The 26,461-nt window shown below is 66.0% G+C and carries 24 protein-coding genes; 6 read left to right on the forward strand and 18 right to left on the reverse strand.

Translation table 11 applies throughout. The features are described from left to right. Window positions 1-52: 52 nt before the first annotated feature. Window positions 53-1,483: a phytoene desaturase family protein gene (locus tag MSP7336_RS21280; protein WP_113964502.1), complete on the forward strand. Its 1,431-nt coding sequence runs from the start codon at window positions 53-55 to the stop codon at window positions 1,481-1,483. A gap of 36 nt (window positions 1,484-1,519) precedes the next feature. Here the strand turns inward: MSP7336_RS21280 and ilvC are convergent, their stop codons facing one another. The 3 genes from ilvC to MSP7336_RS21295 all read right to left on the reverse strand — a co-directional run bounded on the left by ilvC (window position 1,520) and on the right by MSP7336_RS21295 (window position 4,956). Further along, window positions 1,520-2,521, reverse strand: a complete 1,002-nt coding sequence (gene ilvC, locus MSP7336_RS21285; RefSeq protein WP_113965169.1) for a ketol-acid reductoisomerase — start codon at window positions 2,519-2,521, stop codon at window positions 1,520-1,522. 87 nt (window positions 2,522-2,608) lie between these two features. Continuing rightward, entirely contained in the window at window positions 2,609-3,127 is a 519-nt protein-coding gene (gene ilvN, locus MSP7336_RS21290; RefSeq protein WP_069394994.1) for an acetolactate synthase small subunit, read from the reverse strand. Beyond that, entirely contained in the window at window positions 3,127-4,956 is a 1,830-nt protein-coding gene (locus MSP7336_RS21295; protein WP_113964503.1) for an acetolactate synthase large subunit, read from the reverse strand. Before MSP7336_RS21295 ends, ilvN begins: the two co-directional genes overlap by 1 nt. 356 nt (window positions 4,957-5,312) lie before the next feature. On the opposite strand from MSP7336_RS21295, the gene MSP7336_RS21300 reads away from it, so the two are divergent. Next, complete coding sequence (locus MSP7336_RS21300) at window positions 5,313-5,651, forward strand: PH domain-containing protein (RefSeq protein WP_069395173.1); 339 nt, start codon at window positions 5,313-5,315, stop codon at window positions 5,649-5,651. 4 nt (window positions 5,652-5,655) lie between these two features. On the opposite strand, the gene MSP7336_RS21305 is transcribed toward MSP7336_RS21300, so the two are convergent. Further along, a complete protein-coding gene (locus MSP7336_RS21305; RefSeq protein WP_113964504.1) occupies window positions 5,656-6,495 on the reverse strand; it encodes a DoxX family protein in 840 nt (279 codons plus the stop codon). Between the two features lie 137 nt (window positions 6,496-6,632). Here MSP7336_RS21305 and MSP7336_RS21310 point away from each other — a divergent pair, with 137 nt between their 5' ends. Further along, window positions 6,633-7,754: a PQQ-dependent sugar dehydrogenase gene (locus MSP7336_RS21310; protein WP_113964505.1), complete on the forward strand. Its 1,122-nt coding sequence runs from the start codon at window positions 6,633-6,635 to the stop codon at window positions 7,752-7,754. Between the two features lie 4 nt (window positions 7,755-7,758). Here the strand turns inward: MSP7336_RS21310 and MSP7336_RS21315 are convergent, their stop codons facing one another. The 7 genes from MSP7336_RS21315 to hypF are packed head-to-tail and all read right to left on the reverse strand — an operon-like array spanning window position 7,759 to window position 14,560. After that, window positions 7,759-8,247, reverse strand: a complete 489-nt coding sequence (locus tag MSP7336_RS21315; protein WP_069395174.1) for a flavin reductase family protein — start codon at window positions 8,245-8,247, stop codon at window positions 7,759-7,761. Window positions 8,248-8,279: 32 nt separating this feature from the next. Beyond that, on the reverse strand, window positions 8,280-9,410 hold the full coding sequence (hypD, locus tag MSP7336_RS21320; RefSeq protein ID WP_113964506.1) for a hydrogenase formation protein HypD: 1,131 nt from the start codon (window positions 9,408-9,410) through the stop codon (window positions 8,280-8,282). A 12-nt stretch (window positions 9,411-9,422) separates the two neighbouring features. Next, window positions 9,423-9,695: a HypC/HybG/HupF family hydrogenase formation chaperone gene (locus tag MSP7336_RS21325; RefSeq protein ID WP_113964507.1), complete on the reverse strand. Its 273-nt coding sequence runs from the start codon at window positions 9,693-9,695 to the stop codon at window positions 9,423-9,425. 18 nt (window positions 9,696-9,713) lie between these two features. Then, window positions 9,714-10,826 (reverse strand): hydrogenase expression/formation protein HypE, encoded by a 1,113-nt coding sequence (hypE, locus tag MSP7336_RS21330; RefSeq protein ID WP_113964508.1) that lies wholly within the window; start codon window positions 10,824-10,826, stop codon window positions 9,714-9,716. Next, window positions 10,826-11,488: a D-sedoheptulose-7-phosphate isomerase gene (locus MSP7336_RS21335; RefSeq protein ID WP_113964509.1), complete on the reverse strand. Its 663-nt coding sequence runs from the start codon at window positions 11,486-11,488 to the stop codon at window positions 10,826-10,828. Before MSP7336_RS21335 ends, hypE begins: the two co-directional genes overlap by 1 nt. Then, complete coding sequence (locus MSP7336_RS21340; protein WP_113964510.1) at window positions 11,481-12,248, reverse strand: HypC/HybG/HupF family hydrogenase formation chaperone; 768 nt, start codon at window positions 12,246-12,248, stop codon at window positions 11,481-11,483. The genes MSP7336_RS21335 and MSP7336_RS21340 overlap by 8 nt, the downstream gene beginning before the upstream one ends. Further along, entirely contained in the window at window positions 12,203-14,560 is a 2,358-nt protein-coding gene (hypF, locus tag MSP7336_RS21345) for a carbamoyltransferase HypF (protein ID WP_113965171.1), read from the reverse strand. Before hypF ends, MSP7336_RS21340 begins: the two co-directional genes overlap by 46 nt. A 322-nt stretch (window positions 14,561-14,882) precedes the next feature. Between hypF and gjpA the strand changes: the two genes are divergently transcribed. After that, on the forward strand, window positions 14,883-15,866 hold the full coding sequence (gene gjpA, locus MSP7336_RS21350; protein ID WP_113964511.1) for an outer membrane porin GjpA: 984 nt from the start codon (window positions 14,883-14,885) through the stop codon (window positions 15,864-15,866). A gap of 140 nt (window positions 15,867-16,006) precedes the next feature. Then, window positions 16,007-17,170 carry a hypothetical protein gene (locus MSP7336_RS21355; protein WP_113964512.1) on the forward strand — a complete coding sequence of 388 codons (1,164 nt, stop codon included), beginning with the start codon at window positions 16,007-16,009 and terminating at the stop codon, window positions 17,168-17,170. Between the two features lie 4 nt (window positions 17,171-17,174). Here the strand turns inward: MSP7336_RS21355 and gatB are convergent, their stop codons facing one another. The 6 genes from gatB to gatC form a co-directional block, all read right to left on the reverse strand. After that, window positions 17,175-18,677 (reverse strand): Asp-tRNA(Asn)/Glu-tRNA(Gln) amidotransferase subunit GatB, encoded by a 1,503-nt coding sequence (gene gatB / locus MSP7336_RS21360; RefSeq protein WP_113964513.1) that lies wholly within the window; start codon window positions 18,675-18,677, stop codon window positions 17,175-17,177. Beyond that, the gene (locus MSP7336_RS21365) at window positions 18,674-19,390 is read right to left on the reverse strand and encodes a PAS and ANTAR domain-containing protein (RefSeq protein WP_113964514.1); all 717 of its coding nucleotides are present in this window, start codon (window positions 19,388-19,390) and stop codon (window positions 18,674-18,676) included. Before MSP7336_RS21365 ends, gatB begins: the two co-directional genes overlap by 4 nt. A gap of 79 nt (window positions 19,391-19,469) precedes the next feature. Beyond that, a complete protein-coding gene (locus MSP7336_RS21370) occupies window positions 19,470-20,477 on the reverse strand; it encodes a MinD/ParA family ATP-binding protein (protein WP_244917499.1) in 1,008 nt (335 codons plus the stop codon). 262 nt (window positions 20,478-20,739) lie between these two features. Next, window positions 20,740-21,771 carry an ATP-dependent 6-phosphofructokinase gene (locus MSP7336_RS21375; protein WP_069395006.1) on the reverse strand — a complete coding sequence of 344 codons (1,032 nt, stop codon included), beginning with the start codon at window positions 21,769-21,771 and terminating at the stop codon, window positions 20,740-20,742. Between the two features lie 96 nt (window positions 21,772-21,867). Next, entirely contained in the window at window positions 21,868-23,352 is a 1,485-nt protein-coding gene (gene gatA, locus MSP7336_RS21380; RefSeq protein WP_113964515.1) for an Asp-tRNA(Asn)/Glu-tRNA(Gln) amidotransferase subunit GatA, read from the reverse strand. Next, the gene (gene gatC / locus MSP7336_RS21385; protein WP_069395008.1) at window positions 23,349-23,648 is read right to left on the reverse strand and encodes an Asp-tRNA(Asn)/Glu-tRNA(Gln) amidotransferase subunit GatC; all 300 of its coding nucleotides are present in this window, start codon (window positions 23,646-23,648) and stop codon (window positions 23,349-23,351) included. Before gatC ends, gatA begins: the two co-directional genes overlap by 4 nt. A 74-nt stretch (window positions 23,649-23,722) precedes the next feature. On the opposite strand from gatC, the gene MSP7336_RS21390 reads away from it, so the two are divergent. Continuing rightward, window positions 23,723-24,382, forward strand: a complete 660-nt coding sequence (locus MSP7336_RS21390; protein ID WP_113965173.1) for an ACT domain-containing protein — start codon at window positions 23,723-23,725, stop codon at window positions 24,380-24,382. Here the strand turns inward: MSP7336_RS21390 and ligA are convergent, their stop codons facing one another. Next, window positions 24,383-26,461, reverse strand: a complete 2,079-nt coding sequence (gene ligA, locus MSP7336_RS21395) for an NAD-dependent DNA ligase LigA (protein WP_113964516.1) — start codon at window positions 26,459-26,461, stop codon at window positions 24,383-24,385.

Below are 26,461 nucleotides of genomic sequence, written 5' to 3' on the forward strand. Positions count from 1 at the left end.
TGATGTCGATCTCGACGAAACGGGGCGACCGCAGGGTCCCTACCATCACGGGATGGACGTCACCGTCGTCGGCAGCGGACCCAACGGACTGACCGCCGCCGTCATCTGCGCCCGTGCGGGGCTCTCCGTGCAAGTGATCGAAGCCCAGTCGACCTTTGGCGGCGGTTCGCGAACCATGGCCGACCCGGAGTTTCCCGGGGTGCCGCACGACATCTGTTCGGCGGTGCATCCGCTGGCGCTGGCGTCGCCGTTCATGGCGCAGTTCGACCTGTCCGCGCGCGGCGTGAAACTGATGGTGCCAGAGCTGGCCTACGCCAACCCGTTGCCGGACCGTCCAGCGGCGATCGCCTATCACGATCTCGAGCGGACCTGTGACGGCTTGGAACACGGCGCATCGTGGCGACGCCTGCTGGGCCCGTTGGTCGAGAATTCAGATGCGGTGGTCGGATTGCTGCTCGGCGACAAACGCTCCGTGCCGACGGCCGTGCTACCCGCCCTCCGTTTGGGGATGCGGATGCTTGCACAGGCCACCCCCGCCTGGCGGTCGCTGGCCGGTGAGGACGCCCGGGCCCTGTTCAGCGGCGTTGCCGCTCACACGATTTCGCGTATGCCCTCGCTGGTGTCAGCGGCCGCCGGATTGATGCTCGCGACGCTGGCCCACTCGGTGGGCTGGCCCATTCCAGTAGGTGGCAGCCAGGCGATCGCCGATGCATTGATCGCCGATCTGCGTTCACACGGCGGCGAACTGACCTGCGGTGTCGAGATCACCGAGCCACCGGGCGGTGTCGTGCTCTACGACACCGCACCCACCGCGCTGTTGGGAATTTTCGGGGACGCGCTGCCGCCTGGTTACGCGAAAGCGTTGCGCCGATACCGATTCGGGCCTGGCGTAGCCAAGGTCGACTTCGTGCTCAGCGACGACATTCCCTGGACAGATGAGCGGCTGGCGCAGGTGCCGACCTTTCACCTCGGCGGCACCCGGGCGCAGATGGCGCAGGCCGAAGCGGAGGTGGCCGCGGGCCGGCACGCCGAGTGGCCGATGGTGCTGGCCGCCACCCCCTACGTCTGCGACCCGGATCGGATCGATGCCGACGGCCACCGTCCGTTGTGGACCTACGCGCACGTGCCTTCGGGCTCGACAGTGGACCAAACTGAGGCTGTCACAGCGATTTTCGAGCGGTTCGCGCCGGGCTTCCGCGACATTGTGGTGGCGGTTCGCAGCGTGCCTGCGGCGCGGCTGGCCGACCACAATGCGAACTACGTCGGCGGCGACATCGGGGTAGGCGGCAACTCCGCGCGGCGGGCCATCCTCGGCCCGACGCCACGGCTCAACCCTTGGACGACGCCGATTCCCAAGACATACCTGTGCTCGGCGGCGACCCCACCTGGCGGCGGCGTGCACGGCATGTGCGGCTACTACGCGGCACGAACGGTGCTCAAGCGTGAGTTCGGTATCCGCGAGCTGCCTGCGATGACGCCCTGACGAAACTGTCGGTAGGTGGCGACCGCCGAGGAGGGGCTAGGCCGTTTCCGTGATCGGGCGGTCCACCCAGCTCATCAGGTCGCGCAGCTTTTTGCCGGTCACCTCGATGGGATGCTCGGCGTTCTCCTTACGCAGCCGGGCGAGTTCCTTGCCGCCGCTTTCAACGTCGGCGACCAGCTTCTTGACGAAGCTGCCGTCCTGGATGTCGCGCAGGATCGCGCGCATGCGCTCCTTGGTGTCCGCGTCGATGACCCGCGGGCCCGACAGGTAGCCGCCGAACTCCGCGGTGTCGGACACCGAGTAGTTCATCCGCGCGATCCCGCCTTCATACATCAGGTCGACGATCAGCTTGAGCTCGTGCAGGACCTCGAAGTACGCCATCTCCGGGGCGTAGCCCGCCTCGACCATCACGTCGAAGCCGGCCTTGACCAATTCCTCGGTGCCGCCGCATAACACAGCCTGCTCACCGAACAGGTCGGTCTCGGTCTCTTCTTTGAACGTGGTCTTGATGACCCCGGCCCGGGTGCCGCCGATGCCCTTGGCGTAGGACAGCGCCAACGCCTCCCCTTCGCCGTTGGGGTCCTGGGCCACCGCGATCAGACAGGGCACGCCCTTGCCGTCGACGAACTGCCGACGCACCAAGTGCCCCGGGCCTTTCGGCGCCACCATCGCCACGGTGATATCGGCGGCCGGCTTGATCAGCTCGAAATGGATGTTGAGTCCGTGACCGAAGAACAGCGCATTGCCCGGCTGCAGATTGGGCTCGATCTCGTTTTTGAAGATGTCGGCCTGCGCGGTGTCGGGCGCCAGCAGCATGATGACATCAGCCCACTTGGCCACCTCGGCCGGTGTGTCGACTTCGAGCCCCTGCTCGGCGACCTTGACCCGCGACTTGGAGCCCTCCTTGAGACCGACCTTCACCTGAACCCCGGAGTCGCGCAGGCTCAGCGAGTGCGCGTGCCCTTGGCTGCCGTATCCGATGACGCCGACTTTGCGGCCCTGGATGATCGACAGATCCGCGTCGTCGTCGTAGAACATCTGCACTGCCACTGTGTTGCTCCTTATCTGTGCCAACCCGCTGCGCCCGGCTTCGCCGCGCTGGCGGTCGCCACGGTTTTCGATGAATTATTTGGCGGTGCCGATGCCACGCGGACCGCGGGACAATGACACCACTCCGGATTGGACAATTTCGCGCACACCGAACGGCTCCAGCACGCGCAGCAGCGCGTCGAGCTTTCCCGGCGCGCCGGTCGCCTCGATGGTCAACGACTCTGGGGAGACGTCAACTACCTTGGCGCGAAACAGGTTCACCGCTTCGATGACTTGACTTCGAGTACCGGCATCGGCGCGAACTTTGATCAGCGCCAATTCCCGGGCCACCGCGTTGTCGTCGTCCTGCTCGACGATCTTGATGACGTTGATCAGCTTGTTGAGCTGCTTGGTGATCTGCTCGAGCACCGTGTCCTCGGCGGTCACGACGATCGTCATCCGGGACATGTCTTTTTGTTCGGTGGCGCCCACCGCCAGCGACTCGATGTTGAAGCCTCGCCGGGAAAACAGCGCCGCGACCCGCGCCAGCACACCGGGCTTGTCTTCGACGAGCACCGAAAGTGTATGAGTCTTCACCGGTTCCGCGGAGCTCATCAGGCGTGCCCCTCGTTGCCTTCGTCGTCGAACAGCGGACGAATCCCGCGAGCGGCCTGGATCTCGTCATTGCTGGTGCCTGCGGCGACCATCGGCCACACCTGCGCGTCGGCGCCCACAATGAAGTCGATCACCACCGGGCGGTCGTTGATCGCCTGCGCCTGCTTGATCACGTCCTCCACGTCTTCGGCACGCTCGCAACGCAATCCGACGCAGCCCAACGCCTCGGCCAGCTTGACGAAGTCCGGGATTCGGTGTGAGTGGGTGGCCAGATCGGTTTGCGAATACCGCTCGGCATAGAACAGCGACTGCCATTGCCGCACCATGCCCAGGTTGCCGTTGTTGATCAGCGCCACCTTGATCGGCGCACCTTCGATGGCGCAGGTGGCCAGCTCCTGGTTGGTCATCTGGAAGCAACCGTCGCCGTCGACGGCCCACACCTCGGCGTCCGGGCGGGCGATCTTGGCGCCCATGGCCGCCGGGATGGCGAAGCCCATGGTTCCCAGGCCACCGGAATTCAGCCAGGTGCGCGGCTTCTCATACTTGATGAACTGCGCGGCCCACATCTGGTGCTGGCCCACCCCGGCGACATATACCGCGTCGGGTCCGGCCAAGCGGCCCAACGTTTCGATCACGTACTCGGGGCTCAGGCTGGCGTCGCTTTGCGGCCCATAGCTCAACGGGTAGGTGGCCTGCACGCCGCGCAGGTACTCCCACCAGTCGTGGAGGTCGAGGCTGACCGCGTCACGGCGCAACGCGGCAATCAAATCGGTGATGACGGCCTTGACGTCGCCGACGATCGGTACGTCGGCGTTGCGATTCTTGCCGATCTCGGCGGGGTCGATGTCGGCGTGGATGACCTTGGCCTCGGGCGCGAACGAGTCGAGCTTTCCAGTCACCCGGTCATCGAAGCGGGTGCCCAGCGCGATCAGCAGGTCACTGCGCTGCAGCCCCGCCACCGCGGCCACGGTGCCGTGCATGCCCGGCATGCCCAGGTGCTGGGGGTGGCTGTCAGGGAAGGCGCCGCGGGCCATCAGCGTGGTGACGACCGGGATACCGGTTAGCTCAGCGAGGTCGCGCAGCTGCTCCCATGCCTCGCCGCGGATGATCCCGCCGCCGACGTAGAGCACCGGTTTGCGGGACGCGGCGATCAGCTTGGCGGCCGCCCGGACCTGTCGATTGTGCGGTTTGGTGTTCGGTTTGTAGCCGGGCAGGTGCATCCGCGGCGGCCAGGCGAACGTGCACTCGCCCTGCAAGATGTCCTTGGGGATGTCGACGAGCACCGCACCCGGGCGTCCGGTGGCTGCGATGTGGAAGGCCTCAGCCAGCACCCGGGGAATCTCGTCACCGCTGCGGACCAGGAAATTGTGCTTGGTGATCGGCATGGTGACACCGGAGATATCGGCTTCCTGGAAGGCGTCGGTGCCGATCAGCGACCTTCCGACCTGCCCCGTGATCGCGACCACGGGCACCGAGTCCATCTGCGCGTCCGCCAGGGGCGTCACCAGGTTGGTGGCGCCGGGACCCGAGGTCGCCATGCAAACCCCGACTTTGCCGGTGGCGTGCGCGTAGCCGCTGGCCGCGTGCCCGGCTCCCTGCTCGTGGCGGACCAGCACGTGGCGCAGCTTCTTCGAGTCGAACAGCGGGTCATACACCGGCAGCACAGCACCGCCGGGAATCCCGAAGATGACCTCGACGTCGAGTTCCTCCAACGACCGGATCACCGCCTGTGCTCCGGTAAGCCGTTGCGGCGCAACGTGTTTTGATGGGGTTGCGGCCGCCGGCACGCCGTTGGCGGTGTGCGGCGGTCGCGTGGTGGGTGCGCTCACTGGTTCCTCTTTGAGTTCTGTTCGGTGGTCTCGAGACGGTGGCAACAAAAAACCCTCGCCAGCTCAGCTGCTGCACGAGGGTTGCGCGTTGGTGCTCTATACCTAGTCAGCCACCAACGCGCCGACCGATTACTACGAGCATTCCGCGGCTGTCCATAACGGTTGACGGTAGTCTCTGCACAGGTCAGCCGTCAAATCCCGGTCCCATAAGCCCTTCGGTTAAGCCCTTCCGTCGAGATTGCGCACAGGGTCGTGGTTTCGCTCGCGGCACAGCCCTACACGCAATTTCAACAGGCAAGGGGCAATGACATGATGCCTACGTGGCCCAACAGCCGGTGGTGATCAAGGTTTCGCCGATGGCACATTTCGCGGTCGGTTTCTTGACGTTAGGCCTGCTGGTGCCGGTATTGAGCTGGCCGATCACCGCGCCGCTGCTGGTAATTCCGATTGTGTTGTCGGCGTTGATCGTTCGGCTGCGCACCGTTGCCGACGAAACCGGCGTGACCGTTCGGACGCTGCTGGGCAGCCGAGCCGTGCGCTGGGACGACATCGACGGGCTGCGGTTCAGCAAGGGTCAATGGGCGCGCGCACACCTAAAGGAGGACGGCGAGCTGCGGCTGCCCGCGGTCACATTCGCGACCCTTCCGTTGCTGACCGAGGCAAGCGGCGGGCGGGTGCCCAACCCTTACAGCTAGTCGCCTACGAAAGCGGATTGGCGCCGTTGAGCAAGATCCACACCGCGACGCCGCCGCCGATGCCCACCAGCAGCGCCCCGAACGAGCCGATAAACGGTCGTCGTGCCCAGCCCCGGCCCGCGTCGAAGCCGTAGCGACCAGGGCCGATCAGGATGACCGCGGCCGCCGCCACGATCAGGGTGATTTCGTACTCGTGGCCGTGGGGCAAGAAATACGGGAAAGACCGCGGGTCGTGGCCCGATAGCCCGGCCAACAGGCCGTTGATCAGGTAGGCCAGCGCCCCGGCGGCGGCCAGCGGGGTAAACAGCCCCAAGACCAGCAGCACGCCGGCGAGAATCTCACCGCCCGCGGCGACGTAGGTGAGGATGTCGGCGTGCTGATAGCCGACGTCGGACAGTGAGTCCTTGAACCCGGCCAGACCCTGCCCGCCCCACCAACCGAACAGCTTCTGCAACCCGTGGGCGATCAGCACTGCGCCCAACCCCGCCCGCAGGACCAGTTGACCGAGATCCTGGGTGCCACGCCGCCCCGCGGCCCGGATCCGCGGGTCGTCTTCCTCGGCGTCCATGCCCGGAGGCATAAACATCGCATGGCGGCCGCTCTCGGGCGGCTGGACGTAGGGCAAAGGCTGTGAAGAGCCGATCGGGCCGAATCCGGGCCCAGACGCTTGCGCACTCCCGCTGTCGTAGTGCGGGATCGTTGTCGTCTCGAAATCGCCTGCATAGGTGGCTGACGGCAGGTCGTCTTCCGGGTCAACCAGGCTCGCGGTGGCCGGGCGTCCCGCGGCTGGCGCCGCGGAATCCTCCGGCCGTCGCCAACCTGTGTCATGCGATTGACTGGTCACGCGTGTCAGGGTAAGGGCACTTCGCCCGAAATTGGGGATTTGAGGTGCCCTTTTACCCAACTGATGCACGCGGCTCGCGACACGCGTCCCCAGGCCGGCATAGCGGGCGCGGCTGCCTTATCCGTAACCTTGCGGACATGCGGTTTCGGCGATCGGCTCGGGGCGGGTTCGCCGCGTTGTCCGTGGCGCTGCTGGTGGTGAGCGGATGCGCCCGGTTCAACGATGCCCAGTCGCAGCCGTTCACCACCGAGCCGGAGCGCCATGCGCCGTCGACGTCGACGCCTCCTCCACCACCGCCGCTGCCCGCCAAGCCGTTCCCCAAGGAGTGCCCCGCACCGGGCGTGATGCAGGGCTGCCTGGAGAGCACCAGCGGCCTGATCATGCTCCCGGACAGCAAGTCGGCGCTGGTCGCCGAGCGCACCACCGGCGCGGTCAAAGAGGTTTCCGTCAGCGCCGAACCCAAGGTGAAAGTCGTTATCCCGGTCGACCCGTCCGGGGACGGCGGCCTGATGGACATCGCGCTGTCGCCGACCTACTCCCAGGACCGGCTGATGTACGCCTACATCAGCACCCCCAGCGACAACCGGGTGATCCGCATCGCCGACGGCGACATTCCGAAAGACATCCTGACCGGAATACCGAAGGGCGCCACCGGGAACACCGGCGCGCTGTTGTTCACCAGCCCGACCACGCTGGTCGTGCTGACCGGCGACGCGGGCAATCCCGCGATGGCCGCCGATCCCGGGTCGCTGGCCGGCAAAGTGATCCGCATCGAACAGCCGACCACCCTCAACCAGGCCCCGCCGACGACCGCGCTGACCGGAGTGGGCGCCGGCGGCGGCCTGTGCCGGGATCCGGTCGACGAGTCCATGTATGTCGTCGACCGCGCTCCGACCGCGGACCGCTTGCAACGCATCACCAAGGACTCGAAGATCTCCACGGTCTGGACTTGGCCCGACCGGCCCGGCGTGGCGGGCTGCGCAGCCCTGGACGGCACCGTGCTGGTTAACCTGATCAACACCAAACAGACTGTGGCCGTGCATTTGGCGCCGGCCACCGGAGCGGTCACCGGCGAACCCGACGTGGTCCGCCAAGACACCCACGCGCACGCCTGGGCGGTGCGGATGTCCCCGGACGGAAATGTCTGGGGCGCGACGGTCAACAAGACGGCCGGTGACGCCGAGAAGCTTGACGACGTGGTCTTCCCGCTCTTCCCGCAGGGCGGCGGGTTCCCGCGGGCCAACGAGGACAAGACGTAGCGATTTAGGCTTCGTGGCCGGGCTCCAGGTCGGCGACATCGGCGAAGCTGACCAGATCCTCGTCAGTCGAAGGGGCGTAGGCGGCGACGGGTTCCAAAAGGTGACCGACGTGGTCGCCGACGTCGATGCGGCTCAAGGTCTTTCCGACGAACCAGCCGACCGCATCGTCGAGGATCGGCATGCCTTCTGGACCGCGGTGCCAGGCGCAGCGCGCGAATTTGTCGATGCGGTCTCCGGTTTCGCCCCCGAAGAGGCGGGCCAGGCCGATGTCGCGGCGCGACAACACATGCACCGCCAGGTGCTCGGATTGGCCGGCCACCCGGAAAGTGTGGTTCTTCCTGGATATCCCGACGAAGAATCTCGGTGGCCGCAGGCTGGTCTGGGTGGCGAAGCCCACCAGGCAACCTGACGGATGACCGTCGGCCTGGGTGGTGACCACGAACATCGTGTAGTCCAGCATCGCGACCAGCCGCTCGAAACCGTCATCGCTCATCACGTCATGATGACCGCTGGCGCCGCGCACCTCTAAACCCGCGCCAACCGCCGATTGACGGCGTCGCGATGGATGCGACCAAAGTTGTAATACGCCGCGCACGCCCCCTCCGGCGACACCATGCAGGTTCCGATCGGTGTCTCGGGGGTGCAGGCGGTGCCGAAAACCTTGCATTCCCAAGGCTTGAGCACACCCTTGAGTACCTCACCGCACTGGCATGCTTTCGGATCCGCGACGCGCAGGCCAGGCATCGCGTAGCGCAGTTCGGCGTCGAAGTCGGCGAAATCGTCGGACAGGCGCAACGCACTTTGCGAGATGAAGCCCAGCCCGCGCCATTCGAAGTGCGGACGCAACGCGAACACCTTGCCCATCAACGCCAGCGCCGCGGGGTTGCCGTGTTCGGGCACCACCCGCGAGTACTGGTTCTCCACTTCGCAGCGACCCTCGCGGATCTGGGTGAGCAGCATCGCCACCGATGCCAGAATGTCCAGCGGCTCAAACCCCGACACCACCAACGGTTTTCCGTACACCTCCGGGACAAATCGGTACGGACGATTGCCGACCACCGTCGACACGTGCCCCGGCCCGATGAAGCCGGACAGCCGCAAGTCCGGGGATTCCAGGATGGCCTTGATCGGCGGGACGATCGTGACGTGGTTGCAGAACACGCTGAAGTTGGTCAGACCCAGCTCGCGGGCTCGTACCAGGGTGACGGCGGTGGACGGCGCGGTGGTCTCGAACCCGATCGCGAAGAACACCACTTGCTTGTCCGGTTTGTCCGCCGCGATCTTCAGGGCGTCCAGCGGCGAGTAGACGAAACGCACGTCGGCGCCGCGCGCTTTGGCGTCGAGCAAGCTGCCGTTGGATCCGGGCACCCGCATCATGTCGCCGAAACAGGTGAAGATCACGTCCGGTTGTTCGGCCAACCACATCGCGTCGTCGACGCGGCCCATCGGGATGACGCACACCGGGCAGCCCGGACCGTGTACCAACTCGACGTTTTCGGGCAGCAGATGTTCGATGCCGTGCCGGTAGATCGTGTGCGTGTGCCCGCCGCAGACCTCCATGAACTTGAAATGCTCCTTGTCGCCGGCCAGGCGCTCGATGACGCCGATCAATTTCCGGGCGGCGGCCGGATCACGGAACTCGTCAACGAATTTCATCCCGAATGCCTTTCAGAGAATGGACGACGAATCGAACGCGTCCATTTCGGTGGTATAAGCCTCGCCGAGCTTCTGGACGGCAGCCAAGGTGAGCAGCGCCTCGGATTCGTCGATCTTGGCCATCGCGAAGCCGACGTGCACCAGCACCCAATCGTCAGGCTCGGGCATGTCGTCTTCGAGCAGCCGCACCGAGATCGTGCGCTGCACACCACTGACGTCGACCTTGGCCAAATAGTTCTCCGCGTCGGTGATTTCGACGATCCGCCCCGGAATGCCAAGACACATATCGCTTCGCTCTCTCTCTCAGCAGATCCGCGGCAGCGGGTCATCGACGAGCATGTCGACAATCCGGGTGCCGCCGAATCCGGTTCGCACTATGACGGTTTCGGCCGGTTCCGCCATGATTTCTCCTATTACGGCCGCCTGGGCGCCCAATGGGTGTGACCGGATCACCGCCAGTGCGGCCTGCGCCTCCTCGGGTGCGACGACGGCGACGAACTTGCCTTCGTTGGCGACGTAGAGCGGGTCGATGCCGAGCAGTTCGCACGCGCCGCTGACCATCGGCTGGACCGGAAGCCGGTCCTCTTCCAGCAGGACCGCCAGGCCGCACGCCTGAGCGAGTTCGTTGCAGACGGTGCCGACACCGCCGCGAGTCGGGTCACGCAGCCAGCGGGTGGATGGGGCGGCGGCCAGCAATGCTTCCACCAACGGGCTCACCGAAGCGGTGTCAGAACGGATGTCGGCTTCGATGGCCAGATCGCCGCGGGCCAGCATCACCGCCATCCCGTGATCGCCCATCGATCCGCTCAACAGCACCTTGTCACCGGGACGCACCGAAGCCGGCGAGAGCTGACGCCCTTCAGGGATGATGCCGGTGCCGGTGGTGGTGATGAAGACGCCGTCGGCCGCGCCGTTGGGCACCACCTTGGTGTCTCCGGTGACTAATTGGATCCCGGTGGCCGCGGCTGCCGCCGCCATGTCGGCGACGATCTCTTTCAGCTCGGCGATCGCAAAACCCTCTTCCAGCACGAAGGCAGCCGACATCCATTGCGGCACAGCGCCGGCCACTGCAAGGTCATTTGCCGTGCCATGAACGGCGAGTTGCCCGATCGAGCCGCCCGGAAAGCGTCTGGGCTGCACCACAAAGGAATCGGTGGACATCACCATCCGCTCGCCGCCGGGCAGGGCGAGCACCGCGCCGTCACCCAGGCATTCCAGCACCGGGTTGCGGAACGCCTCCATGAACACCGCGTCGACCAGGGCCGCCGACGCCTTCCCGCCAGCGCCGTGGGCGAGTGTCACGTGCTCGTCGAGCAACCGGGGCCGACGCCGACGGAAGGTCTCGATCCGTTCGATCACCTCGCCTTCGGCGAAGCGCGGACCCGAGGCCAGGTATTCGTTCGCTGATTTCGGCATCAGACCCCCATCTGTTCGTGCGCCAACTGTTCGTGTACCGCGCGCCACAGCTCGTAGCCGACCAGCGCCTGGGCCTCCTGAATCCGGTGCACGCTTTGGGAGCGAACGACAAAGCACGCGTCGACGTCGTCGCTCTTGGCGAACTGGCCGCCGTCGTATCCGGCGAAACCGACCGTGTACATGTCGCGCTTGCGGGCTTCGGCCAGCGCGGCCATCAAGTTGGGCGAGCTGCCGCTGGTCGACATGGCGATGGCGATGTCGCCCGGTTTGGCGCGGGCAATTAACTGCCGCGCGAATACCAGCTCGAAGCCGACGTCGTTGCCGAGCGCGGTGATGATCGCCTGATCGGCGGTGAGCGACCACGCGGGCAACGGGTCGCCGATCGGTGGTCTGGCGAACAAGCGGGCCAGCGTGGTGCAGTCGGTGCAGCTGCCGCCGTTGCCGAAGGTGAACATCCGCCCCCCGGCGGCGAACCGGCGCGCCATCTCCGCGGCGGCACTCGCCAGCAACTCGGAGTTTTCCGCGACCGTGGCGCGGCGCAACGCCAAGCTTTGCGAGGACTTGGCCTGGGCGGAGGCGGTCAGGTCGGCGAGCAGTGACTGGGGATCGTGTTCCTGCGCGTCGATGAACGGATAGAGGAAGTTGGTGGGTTCGTCAGTCATCTGCGTCCATCACATTCATGCGTCGCTCCTCCTCATCGCTTCGCTCTGCATCGTCGCCGACGCGGCTGATCGCGGTGCCGGCGTGTACCAGCACCAGCTCCCCCGCGGCTACCGGGTCGACCAGGGTGGTGGCGATCGTCTCGACACCGCGCGCGGTGCGGACGGTGGCCGTGCCGTCGGTCGAGGCGGCCACCACCTCACCGAGCCGGCCTTCGTCACTACACGTGACGCAGACGTCGTCGTCGCACTCCGGCTTGAGCAGGCCCGGATGCTCGAAACAGACGTGCGTCAGCTCCCACAGCAGGTGGAAGAACAGCACGAAGCCGCCGGTCGCCGGGATGCGCGGATCCGGGTCGTCGATCCACAACACGTGATCGGCCATGCCAGCGGCGGGCCGCTCACCGTTGCCGATCCAGACGGTCGTTGCGCCCCACGCCGGGCTTCGGCGCATCACCGCCCGCACGTCCGGCTGATCGGCGCCGGCGACGGCAATCACGATGTCGCCCGGTCGCACCGATACTCGAACCAAATCGACCAGTTCGGGCCCGGTGATGGCCACCGCGGGCAACGCGCGCTTCCCGACGATGACCGGATGGATGAACTCGACCGCGATATGAAGCGCGTGCGGCTCCCAACCCGGCGCGATCGACCACATCGTGGCACCGGCCGCGAACCGTTTGGCCAAGGCGAACGCGGTGGCGGCCAAATCGGCCATCAGCTCAGCGCCCAGCCCGCGGTCGATCGCGGTGCTCGTTGACATGAATCACCTTCCTCCAACGCCGTCAGCACCGAAACCGCCGCCTGGCCGAGCGCCAGCCCGCCATCATTGGGCGGAACGGTCCGGTGGGTCAGCACCTCAAAACCCTCGTGCTGCAGGAGTTCACGGCATGCCCGTAGCAGCAGCACATTCTGGAAGACCCCGCCGGTGAGTCCCACCAGCCGCACGTCGCCGGCAACCAGGCCCACCACCTCGGCGACCGCGGCCGCCACCGCCTGATGGAATCCGGCCGCCAGCTCTGCGGGTTTGATGCCAGCGGACAGTCCCGAGGCCATGGTGCGGATCATTGGGATCGGGTCGATGATCCCGTCGTCGCGCACGACCATGGACAGTGGCGCCGGCTTGTGGGCGGCCGAGTCGGCAAGTACCTCTAGTTCAATGGCGGCCTGCGCCTCGTAGTCGATTCGGTGCCGCACACCGAGCAGCGAGGCGACGGCGTCGAACAGCCGGCCCACACTCGAACACGGCACACAATTAACATTGGATTCTAATTGTGAACGGACCAGCCGTAATTCGGCTGATGTCGCGGCCGCAACCGGCGCGAGATCAGGACTCCACTCGACACCGGCCAGCCATAGCTGGGCGAGCGCCATCCGCCATGGGTTGCGCACCGCAGCGTCGCCGCCGGGCAGCGGCACCGGTAAGAGGTGGCCAACGCGCCGGAAGCGGTGGCTGTCCGGTCCGAGGGCAAGGATCTCGCCACCCCAGATAGTTCCGTCGCAGCCGTAGCCGGTGCCGTCGAAGGACACCCCGATCATCGGTTCACCGAGCCGACCGTGATCGGCCAGTAGCGACACCACATGGGCATGGTGATGCTGGACGAAATCGAGCGGGCGGCCATCCGCATGCCGCTCGGCCCAATCGCGGGTCTGGTAGCCGGGATGCAGATCTGCAGCCAATCGCATTGGCTGCAGCCGGATTTCGCTGAGCTGGCCGACCGCACGCTCGAAGGCCCGCAATGTTTCCAGCGTTGCCATATCGCCGATGTGCCCAGACACATACGCGCGTGGGCCGTCGGTGAGGCAGAACGTGTTCTTCAATTCGCCGCCGACGGCCAGCACCGGCGGGCCGCCGTATCCGAGGTCGACGGGCAGCGGAGCATAGCCGCGCGAGCGGCGGATCGGCAGCTCGCGACCATCGACGACGCGAACCACCGAGTCGTCGCACGGCACGTGGATCGGGCGGTTGTGGTCGAGCACCGCGTCGGCGAGCGACGGAAGCCGTTGTGCGGCATCGTTTTCGGTGTAGCAGATGGGCTCGTCGGACCGGTTGGCGCTGGTGAACACCAACGCATCGGGTCCAGCGTTCATCAGCAGGTGGTGGATCGGCGAATACGGCAGCATCAGGCCGAGCAGCGGGCTGCCGGGCGCGACGGCGTCGGCCACCGGCGCGTCGGGGCGCCGCCGCAGCAGCACGATCGGCCGTGCCGGGCTGGACAGTATGGCGGCTTCGGTGTCGTCGATATGCGCGTATCGACGGGCGACGTCGAGATCTCGCACCAGGACGGCAAACGGCTTGGCCCCACGGGCTTTTCGGACCCGCACTGTATGCACCGCCGCATCATCGTCGGCGAGACAGGCCAGGTGATACCCGCCGATGCCTTTGATCGCGACGACGCAGCCGGCGGCCAGCCTCTGTTGCGCGGCAGCCAGTGCGGCGTCGTCTCCGCATACCACCTGCGATTCGTAGCGAAACGACAGCGACGGCCCGCAGTCCGGACAGGCGATCGGCTGAGCATGGAACCGCCGGTTGCCCGGGTCGTGGTATTCGGCGTCGCAGCGCTCACACATGGCGAACGCGGACATGGTGGTGGCGGGGCGGTCATAGGGCAGCTCGCGGATGATGGTGAACCGCGGGCCGCAGTTGGTGCAGGTGATGAACGGGTGCCGGTATCGGCGGTCGGTAGGTTCGAACAGTTCGACGACGCAGTCGTCACACACGGCGATGTCGGGCGGAATGGGCGTGGCGGCTCCCGGCACCTCCCGGCTTTCGACGATCCGAAAACCTTTGTCGGCCAAGGTTATCGCGCCGATATCGACAACGGACACGGCGTCGATCCGCGCCAGTGGCGGTGCCTCGGCGCACAGCCGGTGCCTGAAATCCTCGATACGAAACGCCGGACCCTGCACTTCGATGAACACTGCACCGGAGTCGTTGCCCACAAATCCGGCCAACCCGAGTTCGGTGGCTACGCGATGCACGAACGGACGAAAGCCGACACCCTGGACGACCCCGGTCACGCTCAAGCGTTGCCGAACGTCGTCGGCCCGCAACATCAGGTTGGTGTCGGTCATCGTGGCCACCCATGGACCCACTCATGGACGAGGCGCATCGGGACACGTGACAACTCGCGGCCATCGCCACTTCGGCAGGGTCCCCACTCAGCACACGTGATCACACCGTTCGTCAATGACGGCTCCCCGACATTCTCAATCGTAGGCGCGAACGGGCCCGTCGGGTCAGCGATTTGCCATCCCATCGACCACGGCCGCCGCCGCGGTCGGCCGGCCGGACCGCCACCAAAAAAGATTGTTTCCCAAAGCAATGGACTACTAAGCTACTCGTCGGTAAGGTTGCGAGCCGTCCCCCCGTTATACACATGTTGAAGGAGTTTGGATGGAACTCGCGACCCGCCCGTGGATCACCGCGGGGATCGCACTCGCCGGGGCCGGCGCCATCGTCGCAACCCCGATGGCAATGTCGTCGCCCACCCTTCCTGACCTGCAGACCCGCGCCGTCAACCTGACGTCCGGCGTCGACCCGCTCACCGAGTGGGCAGACGTCTTGCAGGCTGCGCAGGCGAACGCCACCGGCATTTTCGACCAGTTTGCGGCCGCCCCGTTCCCGGTACTGCAGCAGGAGATCGTCAACCAGGCTGGGTACCTGCAAGACCTCATCGGCGATCCGAGCAGCATCTCGACGGTCCTCACCGACATTCAGGACAACCTCATGGCGGCGGGCGCCGCGCCGTTCGCTGCGGACCCGGGCACCCTCGACGTTGCCCACGACGGCATCTTCGGGCTTCTCCCCTTGTTCGAGGGCGACAACGCTGCCCAACTTCAGCCGCTGCTGGATTTTGCTGCCTCACCGCTGAGCGGCATCCTGCTCGGCGCGGTGGGCCCGCTGATCAGCCCGATGCTGGCGTTGAACGATGACATCACCGACATCGGGACCGCGCTGAGCGGCGCCACCCCGGATCTGACGACCGCGTTCGACGACTTGGTGAACATTCCGGCCAGCCTCACCGGCGCCTTCCTCAACGGGTACGGCGACGTCGATCTCAGCGCGTTGCTGCCGTTGCTGCCCTCCGACCTGTTCTCGGGCGTCTCGCTCTCGTCGATCGAGGTCGCGATGGGTGGACTGCTCAGCGAGGGCGGGTCGCTGTTCAACGCTCTGGGTCTGGGCATCGATCTTTCCGGTGTGACCCTGACACTGTCACCGGGCGAGGCGCCGGGCATGCTCGGCTCGATGGTGGAGCTGGCTCAGGTCATCGCCGAATCCATCGGGTGGAGCGGCACCGGTGACCCGCTGGCCGCCCTGTTTGACATGGGCGCCAACAGCGCCGCTGATCTGGCTACCGATTTCGCCAGCCTCTTCTGAGTGATCCCGCAGTAGCGGTCGGCCCCCTCCACTGCGGAGGGGGCCGACCTGCCTGAACATTTATTGCCAAAACCGTCTTTCTCAGATGCTCCTCAGTTACGGTCTAGCTCTCTATTAGGCATGCGTTGAAGGAGCCGAGCATGCACATCATCACCCGCCCTCTGCTTACCGCGGCCGTTGTGTTTGCCAGCGGCAGTTTGGTCACCGTCACCCCTGTGGTGACGTCCGTATCCGAAATCCCGCAGGTGCAGCTGGCCGCGAGCGACGATGTCTCGTTCGAGGAGCTCTTCGCCAACGCATCGACCAGCTTCACCAACAACATCCTGAATCCATTTCTCGGTGCGCCGTTCCCGGCGCTCCAGCAGGTGGGTGAAAACTGGCTCGGGTATCTCGACACCATCTTCACCGACCCCTCGCACATCGGTGACATCCCGACCGAGATCCAGAACAACCTGACCCATGCGCTCAATGCGCCGTTCGAGCCGTTCCACCCCATCGGCTCGGCGCCATACCTTCTTCCCTCGCTCAGCAACACCCCCATTACCACGGGCTTCGACGTCGGTGTTTGCTACAGCCCGATCGGCTGTATCGACATAGACCCGACAATTACGCTGGGCGGCCATTCCGACATGCTCAACTGGCTGATAAACGGCTTCCCGCTGGTGCTGAACCTGGGCTCAATCGACCTAGGCTTCCTCGGCACAATCGACCTCGGCTCGATCGACTTCGGCACCCTTGACCTCCTTAATCTGCTTGTCCTGGGCAATGACCAACTGGAAGACCAGATTCGGCCGTTGCTCGAATTCATCGGGTCACCGGCCAGCGGCATCGCGTGGGGATCCTTCGGCACCTTCTTCAGCCCGATAGCACAAACCTTGGAAGACACCATCCACATCAGCAATGCGCTCGAGACCGGCGATCTCCAAACGGCGTTCAACGAGCTGCTGAATATGCCCATCAATTCCACCAACGCGTTCTTCGAGGGGTACGGCAATATCTACAACTTGCTCGAGGATTTCGGGATACCCCCCATCCTGGGGACCACCCCCGAGCTCAACCTGGGCGGGTTGTTCAGCCCGGCCGGTTCGTTCTTCAACGCCCTCGGCTTCGACATCGAAGTTGGCGGCACCACTACCTTCGACCTCGGAATACTCGGCGAACTCAGTTTGACGGCCAGCGCGTTCTTGAGGGATCCGGCCACGATGGTCGGGCCGATCGCCTCGATGCTCGAGATGGCGCAGGCTATCGCGCAGTCGATAGGCTGGGACGGTAGCCAGTTCGCCACCCTGGCGGACCTATTCTGAGCCGCTAGCTGCAGGCCTTCAGCACCAGTTCGCGCACTCTCGCGGCGTCGGCCTGACCCTTGGTCGCCTTCATCACCGCACCCACGATCGCACCGGCCGCTTGCACCTTGCCGCCGCGAATCTTCTCGGCCACATCGGGATTGGCGGCCAGGGCTTCGTCGACCGCGGCCTGGATCAGCGAATCGTCGCGCACCACGGCGAGTCCGCGCGCCGTCATCACCTGCTCGGGTTCACCCTCGCCGGCCAGCACGCCCTCGACGACTTGGCGGGCCAGCTTGTTGGACAGCTTGCCCTCGTCTACCAGCGCCACGACCTCGGCGACCTGTTTGGGCGTGATCGCCAGTTCGTCGAGCGTCACACCTGCTTCGTTGGCCTTTTGCACCAGGAAGTTGCCCCACCACGCGCGGGCGGCCTCACTGGGAGCGCCATATTCGACGGTCGCCATGACCAGGTCGACGGCGCCGGCATTGACCAGGTCGCGCATGACCTCGTCGGATACACCCCATTCCTGCTGAATCTGCTTGCGGCGCAACCATGGCAGCTCAGGAATGGTCTGACGTAGCCGCTCGACGAGCTCGCGGCTGGGCGCGACCGGCTCCAGGTCGGGTTCCGGGAAATAACGGTAGTCCTCAGCGGTTTCCTTACTGCGCCCCGGGCTGGTGTAACCCGATTCGTGGAAATGTCTGGTCTCCTGCGTGATTCGGCCGCCAGCGGCCAAAACGGCACCCTGCCGCTGCATCTCGTAGCGAATGGCGACCTCGACGCTTCGCAGCGAGTTGACGTTCTTGGTCTCGGTGCGAGTGCCGAATTGCTCGGCCCCGATCGGTTTGAGCGATACGTTTGCGTCGCATCGCATCGAGCCCTGATCCATCCGCACATCGGAAACATCCAACACGCGCAACAGATCCCGTAGTGCCGTTACGTAAGCCCGGGCGATCTGCGGTGCCCGCTCGCCGGCCCCCACGATCGGCTTGGTGACGATCTCGATCAACGGCACTCCGGACCGGTTGTAGTCGATCAGCGACGTCGTCGCGCCATGAATGCGGCCGGTCTCGCTACCGATGTGAGTCAGCTTGCCGGTGTCCTCCTCCATATGCGCACGCTCGATGTCGACGCGCCAGGTGCTGCCATCCTCCAGCGGCACGTTGAGGTGGCCGTTGACGGCGATCGGCTCGTCGTACTGCGAGATCTGGTAGTTCTTGGGCATGTCCGGATAGAAGTAGTTCTTCCGGGCAAACCGGCACCACGGGACGATTTCGCAGTTGAGTGCCAACCCGATCCGGATCGCCGACTCGACCGCGGCCTCGTTGAGCACCGGCAGCGATCCCGGCAGGCCCAGACACACCGGGCACACCTGGGTGTTGGGTTCGGCGCCGAACGTGGTAGCGCAGCTGCAGAACATCTTGGTCGCGGTGGACAGCTCGACGTGCACTTCCAGGCCGAGCACCGGCTCGTAGCGTGCAATGACCTCGTCGTAATCGAGCAGTTCGGGCGTAGCAACCGTCATGTAGTCGATCGTAGTTGTGCCTGCTCCGCTGAGGTGCCGGTGCGGTCGGCAAGGCGCTGGTCGGCCGTCAGCAGCAAATGATCGAAGGGGGCGCGCGACTTGATACCGCTACCGTCCATGGCGCGGAAGTCCTCGGTGATTTGTTCGGCCAGCAGCCGCAACTTGACGTTGGATTCTTGGGATCGCCACTTGAGCAGAGCGAATGCCGCGTCGGCGTCGATGCCGTACACCAGCATCAACATGCCCTTCGCCTGTTCGATCGCAGCACGCTTCTCGGCGATCTCGGCGACCTCCGCGGTGATCACGTCGTCGCGCAGTCGCAGCGACGCCGCGGTGATATCCACGTAGTAGCCCTGCGTTCCGATCACCGCGCCGCTGTCGTCGGTGAGCTGGTCGCCCACGACGACAACCTGATGCACGGTTCCCTCGGTGTCGACGATGCGATGCCGGGTGCTGAACGGCTGGCGAGTCTGGAGTACTTCGTCGATGGTGGCCGCCACCTGATGCCGGTCATCAGGGTGTTTGTGAGACAACACCAGGTCGGTATTCGGCGTCACCGTACCCGGCTCGTAGCCGTGCATCCGCTGCACCTGTTCGGACCATTCCCAGCGCTGGTCTGCAAAGTAGAACCGGAACCATCCGACTCGCTGTGGAGATCCGCCGGCAAGTGCCTGCTTGGCGTCGGCGCTCTGCTCGTGGAAGTCGGCATTCACGGCGCACGGCTTCCGCTGCGGGCGATTCCCGACTCGGCTGTCGCAGCCATAGCCGTCAGATTACCGCGATTCCGTCGGCTCAGCCCGTTGAGTTTGCGCCGTCGCTGCGGGGGAACATGTCGGCCAGTACGGCAGCCATTTCCAGATAGCGGTGTCGGCTCTGCCTACTCAATCGCGCCAGGACGATCTCCTTGCCTTCGCGCAGATGAGGATCAAACGGCAGCGCCACGACCCGCTTGGCGGCGAAGTGCCGCACTAACTGCCTGAGTTCCTTGTCCGCCAAGGCATTCGGCTTCTGTTGTTCGGTGTGGTTGATCACCAAGATGGTGGACCTGAGTAGGTCGCCATACCCGTTGTCAGCCAGCCAATCCAACGTAATTCGTGTCTGACGAATAGCATTCAATGAGGTATCGGTGACTACGGCCAGCGCGTGCGACTTCGTCAGAACTGCTTCCGCCGCACTCGATTTGAGCTCCTTGCCGCAATCCACTAACACCACCGAATAGCGATTCTCCAGCAGCGAGATCGCTTGCACGACGTCGTCGCCTTCCAGCGGCCGATCGCTGTCAGCGTGCCAGAGAACTTCCAACCCCGAGCTATTCCGGTGGGCCTGGGCACGCAAGTCCAGGTATCGCACGACCGAACGCTGCGAGAGCAACTCGGCGATACGCAGCGAATTGCGCTGGCCATGCCGGTCAATGAGGTCACCGGCGTCGACGTCGACGGCGATCACCCGATCGTCACGGGCGTCGGCGAAGGTGGAGCCCAGCGCCTCGACAACCGCGGTTTTGCCGACACCACCTTTGAGGTTGACGACGGCGATGGTGAAGGTGCTGTCCACCGGCGCGCTCACCCGCTGTCGCAGGCCAAGCTCGTAGGCCCGCTGTTTACTGGGGCCGCGGCTGGGCCGGGGCACCCGGGCAAATAAATCTCGCCAACGGGGTCGGGCCGAAACCTCGGCGTCCTGGGGATTCGGGTGCTCCGGTTCGGTGACGGGTGCCGGCTCGGTGACGATGGGTACCGGTTCGGTGACGATGGGTACCGGTTCGGTGACGCCCGGTGGTGGCGGCACGGGGATGCCTGTCACCGGAACTGTCGCACGGAGGTCTGCCGGTGAGGGGGGCTGAAAGCGGCGTTCTCCCGGCCGGGGCGCGGCTTTGGAGGAAGATTTGGAGGAAGAGCGGTGCGGTGAGGCCGGGACGGTTGGCTCTGTCCGCTGTCCCGTGACCCCGAGATCGCGACCGCGGCGGTTCATACTCTTGACGGTAGCAGTGAGCTTTGTCGCCGAAAACCCTGTTCACAGGACGAATCTCGTGAAAGATTAATGGCCGGCAAGTAAACGCCAAGCGTCACCCGAAGAACGCGGCGGCGTCGTCGTAGCGGCTCTGCGGGACCAGCTTGAGTTGGCGCACCGCATCGGCCAGCGGCACGCGGCCGATGTCCTGGCCACGCAGCGAGACCATCTGGCCGTATTCGCCGGCGTGCGCGGCGTCGGCCGCGTTCACCCCGAACCGCGTCGCCAGCACGCGGTCGTACGCGGTCGGGGTGCCGCCACGCTGAACGTGGCCCAGCACTGTCACCCGGACCTCTTTGTTGATCCGCTTCTCGACCTCGGTGGCAAGTTGCGCGGCAACCCCGGTGAACCGCTCGTGTCCGAATTCGTCGACCCCGCCCTCGCGCAGCGTCATCGAACCCGGCATGGGTTTGGCACCCTCGGCCACCACGCAGATGAAATGGGAGTCACCGCGCTGGAAGCGCCGTTTGACCAGTCGGCACACCTCTTCGACGTCGAAGGGCTGCTCAGGGATCAGCGTCATGTGGGCGCCGGAGGCCAGTCCGGCATTGAGCGCAATCCAGCCCGCATGCCGGCCCATCACCTCCACCAACATCACCCGTTGGTGTGATTCGGCGGTGCTGTGCAACCGGTCGATGGCTTCAGTGGCGACCGTCAATGCGGTGTCGTGGCCGAAAGTGACATCGGTGCAATCGATGTCGTTGTCGATGGTCTTCGGTACGCCGACGACGGGCACGTTTTCCTCAGAGAGCCAGTGGGCAGCGGTCAGCGTGCCCTCGCCGCCGATCGGGATCAGCACATCGATGCCGTTGTCGTCCAGCGTCTGTTTGATCTGGTCCAGCCCGGCACGCAGTTTGTCCGGGTGCACGCGGGCGGTGCCGAGCATGGTTCCGCCCTTGGCCAGCAGCCGATCGTTGCGGTCGTCGTTGTGCAGTTGGACACGGCGGTTCTCCAGAAGTCCACGCCAGCCGTCCTGGAAGCCGACCACCGACGAGCCGTACCGGGCGTCGCACGTGCGCACCACCGCCCTGATGACGGCGTTGAGGCCGGGGCAGTCGCCGCCTCCGGTGAGAACTCCGATCCGCATAGCCCCATCTTGCCGGGTGGTGGGCGCCGAGATCGACGTTAGCGGGCCGTCCAGTCGAATTTTTCCGCGCTGACGTCGATCTCGCCGTGCAAATCCCTAGATCGCGGTCGGCAGCGGGCCGCGGGCGGCCTCGTAGGCCGCGCCCACCCGGTAGAGCCGGTCGTCCGCCAGCGCCGGCGCCATGATCTGCAGACCCACCGGCAGGTTGTTGTCCGGCGACAAGCCCGACGGCACCGACATTCCGCAATGGCCCGCCAGGTTCAGCGGCAGCGTGCACAAGTCGAACAGATACATCGCCAGCGGATCGTCGACCTTCTCGCCGAGCCGGAAGGCGGTGGCCGGGGTGGTCGGCGACACCAGCACGTCGACCGAGCGGTATGCCTCGTCGAGGTCGCGCGCGATCAGCGTGCGTACCTTCTGAGCCTGGTTGTAGTAGGCGTCGTAGTAGCCCGCCGACAATGCGTAGGTGCCGATCATGATGCGCCGCTTGACCTCCGGCCCGAACCCGGCAGCGCGGGTCAGCGCCATGACTTCCTCGGCGCTGTGGGTGCCGTCGTCGCCGACCCGCAGCCCATAGCGCATCCCGTCGAAGCGGGCCAGGTTGCTCGACACCTCCGACGGCAGGATCAGGTAGTAGGCCGCCAGTGCGTGATCGAAGTGGGGACAATCGACTTCGCTCACCTCGGCGCCGAGCGCGGTCAGCTGCTCGACGGCCTCGTTGAACGACGCCAGCACACCGGGCTGATAGCCCTCCCCGCTGTGCAGCTGGCGCACCACCCCGACACGCACGCCGCGCAGATCGCCAGCCGCGCCGGCCTTGGCGGCGCCGACGACGTCGGGCACGTCAGCCTGGACCGATGTGGAGTCGCGTGCGTCGTGCCCGGCGATCACCTGGTGCAACAGCGCGGTATCCAGCACGCTGCGCGCACATGGGCCGCCCTGATCCAGCGACGACGCGCAGGCCACCAGCCCATAACGCGACACCGTGCCGTAGGTGGGTTTCACGCCGACCGTCGCAGTCAGTGCAGCGGGCTGGCGGATAGAGCCGCCGGTGTCGGTGCCGATGGCCAGCGGCGCCTGAAACGCCGCCAGCGCCGCGGCACTGCCGCCGCCCGAACCGCCCGGTACCCGCTCGGTGTCCCACGGGTTGCGGGTCGGGCCGTAGGCGGAGTTCTCGGTCGAGGACCCCATCGCGAACTCGTCCATGTTCGTCTTGCCCAGGATCGGGATGCCGGCCTCACGCAGCCGCGCGGTGACCGTGGCGTCGTACGGGGAACGCCAGCCCTCGAGGATCTTCGACCCGCACGTAGTGGGCATGTCGATACTGGTGAACACGTCTTTGAGCGCCAGCGGCACCCCGGCCAGCGGCGACGGCGGCTGCTCGCCGGCGGCCAGCGCTTTGTCGACAGCGCCCGCCGTCGCCAACGCCTGGTCGGCTGCGACGTACAGGAAGGCGTTGTAGTGCTGGTCAGTTGCCTCGATCTGGTCCAGACAAGCTTGAGTGATCTCGGTGGAAGACAACTCCTTTGACGCGATCCTGGCGGCCAGCGTCGCAGCATCGAGGCGAATGATGTCGCTCACTGCTCTTCCCCGAGGATCTGCGGGACAGCAAAACGGCCGTCGACGGCCTCGGGAGCCTGGTCGAGTGCCTGTTGCTGTGTCAGGCACGGCCCGATCTCGTCGGGCCGGGTGACGTTGACGTCCTTCAGCGGGTTGTCGGTTGCTTCCACCCCGGTGACGTCGACGGCCTGGATCTGGCTGACGTGGGTCAAGATCGCGTCGAGTTGGCCGGCGAAGTTGTCCAATTCTGCGTCGGTCAATGCCAACCGGGCCAGCCGGGCCAGGTGGGCCACCTCGTCGCGGGAGATCTGGGACACGAGGCAAAAGCCTAATGGGCAGCCCAATGGCCGTCGAAATGCCGCAGCCTGCCCGCTGTGCAAAAGTGATGCGCGTGGCTTCATATCTGCTGCGAGTCCAGCTCGCCGACCGACCGGGCAGCCTGGGCTCGCTGGCCGTGGCGCTGGGCTCGGTGGGCGCCGACATCCTGTCGCTGGACGTGGTGGAGCGCGGAGCCGGCTACGCGATCGACGACCTGGTGGTCGAAATGCCGCCGAAGGCGATGCCCGACGCGTTGATCACCGCGGCCGAGGCCCTCAACGGGGTGCGGGTGGACAGCTTGCGACCGCATACCGGGCTGCTGGAAGCGCACCGAGAACTGGAACTCATTGACCGCGTGGCCGCCGCCGGCGGTATAACGGCGAAGCTGAAGGTGCTGGTCAACGAGGCCCCCCGGGTGCTGCGGGTCGGCTGGTGCTCGGTGTTGCGCGGCACCGACGGCAAGATCAAGCGCGTCGCCGGCAGCCCGGGCGCTCCGGAAACCGGGCTGAAGGACGTGCCGTGGATGCCGATCCCGCAGGCTACTGCCCTGGACGGCGCCGGCGAGTGGGTGCCGAAGGTGTGGCGCGATATGGACACCACCCTGGCCGCCGCCCCGCTGGGCGCATCGGACACCGCGGTGCTGCTCGGACGGCCCGGCGGCCCGGAGTTCCGGCCCTCAGAGGTCGCGCGGCTGGGTTATTTGGCCGGGATCGTGGCGACGTTGCTGCACTGACTACCCGGACGAGGACGGCGGTCCTTCCTCCAACAGCTTGCGGAAACCGTCCTCGTCGAGGATCGGCACACCCAGTTCGACGGCCTTGTCGTACTTCGATCCGGGTGAGTCGCCGGCGACCACATAGTCGGTCTTCTTTGACACCGATCCGGCCGCTTTGCCGCCGCGCGCCACGATCGCCTCCTTGGCGTCGTCGCGGGAGAAGCCGGCGAGCGAGCCGGTGACGACGATGGTCAGTCCTTCGAGGGTGCGCGGCGTGCTGGTGTCGCGCTCGTCGGCCATCGACACCCCCGCGGCCCGCCATTTGTCGACGATGTCGCGATGCCAGTCGACCGTGAACCAATCGGTGACGGCGGCCGCGATGGTCGGCCCGACGCCCTCGACCGCGGCCAGCTGCTCGGTCGACGCCGAGGCGATCGCATCCAAGCTGCCGAACTCGGTGGCGAGCGCGCGGGCGGCTGTCGGCCCGACATGCCGAATCGACAACGCCACCAAAACCCGCCACAGCGGCTGACTTTTGGCCTTCTCCAGGTTGGCCAGCAACCGCTTACCGTTGGCTGACAGTCCACCTGTCTTGGTCCGGAACAAATCGGTGCGCAGCAAGTCGTCCTCGGTGAGCGTGAAAAGGTCGCCCTCGTCGCTGATGACCTGCGCTTTGAGCAGCGCGACCGCAGCCTCGTAACCAAGCCCCTCGATGTCGAAGGCGCCGCGGCTGGCGACGTAGAACACCCGCTCGCGCAACTGCGCCGGGCAGTACCGCGAGTTAGGGCAACGGATGTCGGCGTCGCCCTCCTTGGCCGGGGCCAGCGTGGTGCCACACTCCGGACATGCTGTGGGCATGACGAATTCGCGTTCGGAACCGTCGCGCAGGTCGACGACCGGGCCCAGCACCTCGGGAATCACGTCGCCGGCCTTGCGGATCACCACGGTGTCGCCGATCAGCACGCCCTTGCGCTTGACCTCCGAGGCGTTGTGCAAGGTGGCCAGCCCCACCGTCGAGCCGGCCACCTTGACCGGCGTCATGAACGCAAACGGGGTGACCCGCCCGGTCCGTCCCACGTTCACCCGGATGTCGAGCAGCTTGGTCTGCGCTTCCTGCGGCGGGTACTTGTAGGCGATCGCCCACCGTGGCGCCCGCGACGTCGCCCCGAGCCGGCGCTGCAACGACACCTCGTCGACTTTGACGACGACACCGTCGATCTCGTGGTCGACGTCGTAGCGGTGCTCACCCCAGTAGGTGATGCGCTCATGCACGCCGGCCAGGCCGTCCACCCGGGTGGTGTGCTCGGAGACCGGCAGGCCCCAGGCCTGCAGCGCCAGGTAGGCGTCGTGCAGGGTGGGCGGTGAGAAACCCTCGGTGTGCCCTACCCCGTGACAGATCATCCGCAGTTTGCGGCGCGCGGTCACCGCGGGATCTTTCTGCCGCAGTGAGCCCGCCGCGCTGTTACGCGGGTTGGCGAACGGTGCCTTGCCGTCGTCGATCAGCGCGGCGTTGAGCGCCTCGAAATCGGCCAGCCGGAAGAACACTTCACCGCGCACCTCGAGCACGGCCGGAATCGGATAGTCGTCGGTGGCGGCCAGGCGCTCCGGGATGTCGTCGATCGTGCGGGCGTTGAGCGTGACGTCCTCGCCGATTCGACCGTCACCGCGGGTGGCCGCACGCTCCAAGCGCCCCTCGCGGTACACCAGTGACAGCGCGACGCCGTCGATCTTGAGCTCGCACAGGTAATGCGGGTCGGTGCCGATTTCGGCGCGCACCCGCGCCGCCCACGCATCGAGCTCGTCGACCCCGAACACGTTGTCCAGGGACAACATTCGTTCCAGGTGCTCGGCCGGCGCGAAGTCGGTGGCGAACCCGGCGCCGCCGACGAGCTGGGTGGGTGAATCGGGGGTCCGCAACTCGGGATATTGCTCCTCGAGTGCTTCCAGTCGCCGCAGCAGTTCGTCGAACTCGGCGTCGGAGATGATCGGCGCGTCGCGCACGTAATAACGGAACTGGTGTTCGCGTACTTCGTCGGCCAGGTCGCGCCATTGCCGGCGCACGTCAGGCGGAACCGGATCAGCTTCTGCTGAGCTCAC

The sequence above is a fragment of the Mycobacterium shimoidei genome (assembly GCF_900417275.1).
In the GTDB taxonomy this organism is placed as follows: Bacteria; Actinomycetota; Actinomycetes; order Mycobacteriales; family Mycobacteriaceae; genus Mycobacterium; species Mycobacterium shimoidei.

What these genes read in the sequence shown, in the direction of transcription:
- MSP7336_RS21335 (WP_113964509.1), bottom strand. Translation starts at nt 11,488, where the DNA reads ATGACTGACGAACCCACCAACTTCCTCTATCCGTTCATCGACGCGCAG.
- MSP7336_RS21300 (WP_069395173.1), top strand. Translation starts at nt 5,313, where the DNA reads ATGGCACATTTCGCGGTCGGTTTCTTGACGTTAGGCCTGCTGGTGCCG.
- MSP7336_RS21310 (WP_113964505.1), top strand. Translation starts at nt 6,633, where the DNA reads ATGCGGTTTCGGCGATCGGCTCGGGGCGGGTTCGCCGCGTTGTCCGTG.
- MSP7336_RS21315 (WP_069395174.1), bottom strand. Translation starts at nt 8,247, where the DNA reads ATGAGCGATGACGGTTTCGAGCGGCTGGTCGCGATGCTGGACTACACG.
- MSP7336_RS21280 (WP_113964502.1), top strand. Translation starts at nt 53, where the DNA reads ATGGACGTCACCGTCGTCGGCAGCGGACCCAACGGACTGACCGCCGCC.
- MSP7336_RS21375 (WP_069395006.1), bottom strand. Translation starts at nt 21,771, where the DNA reads ATGCGGATCGGAGTTCTCACCGGAGGCGGCGACTGCCCCGGCCTCAAC.
- hypE (WP_113964508.1), bottom strand. Translation starts at nt 10,826, where the DNA reads ATGCCGAAATCAGCGAACGAATACCTGGCCTCGGGTCCGCGCTTCGCC.
- ilvC (WP_113965169.1), bottom strand. Translation starts at nt 2,521, where the DNA reads ATGTTCTACGACGACGACGCGGATCTGTCGATCATCCAGGGCCGCAAA.
- gjpA (WP_113964511.1), top strand. Translation starts at nt 14,883, where the DNA reads ATGGAACTCGCGACCCGCCCGTGGATCACCGCGGGGATCGCACTCGCC.
- MSP7336_RS21325 (WP_113964507.1), bottom strand. Translation starts at nt 9,695, where the DNA reads ATGTGTCTTGGCATTCCGGGGCGGATCGTCGAAATCACCGACGCGGAG.
- hypF (WP_113965171.1), bottom strand. Translation starts at nt 14,560, where the DNA reads ATGACCGACACCAACCTGATGTTGCGGGCCGACGACGTTCGGCAACGC.
- ilvN (WP_069394994.1), bottom strand. Translation starts at nt 3,127, where the DNA reads ATGAGCTCCGCGGAACCGGTGAAGACTCATACACTTTCGGTGCTCGTC.
- MSP7336_RS21340 (WP_113964510.1), bottom strand. Translation starts at nt 12,248, where the DNA reads ATGTCAACGAGCACCGCGATCGACCGCGGGCTGGGCGCTGAGCTGATG.
- MSP7336_RS21355 (WP_113964512.1), top strand. Translation starts at nt 16,007, where the DNA reads ATGCACATCATCACCCGCCCTCTGCTTACCGCGGCCGTTGTGTTTGCC.
- gatB (WP_113964513.1), bottom strand. Translation starts at nt 18,677, where the DNA reads ATGACGGTTGCTACGCCCGAACTGCTCGATTACGACGAGGTCATTGCA.
- hypD (WP_113964506.1), bottom strand. Translation starts at nt 9,410, where the DNA reads ATGAAATTCGTTGACGAGTTCCGTGATCCGGCCGCCGCCCGGAAATTG.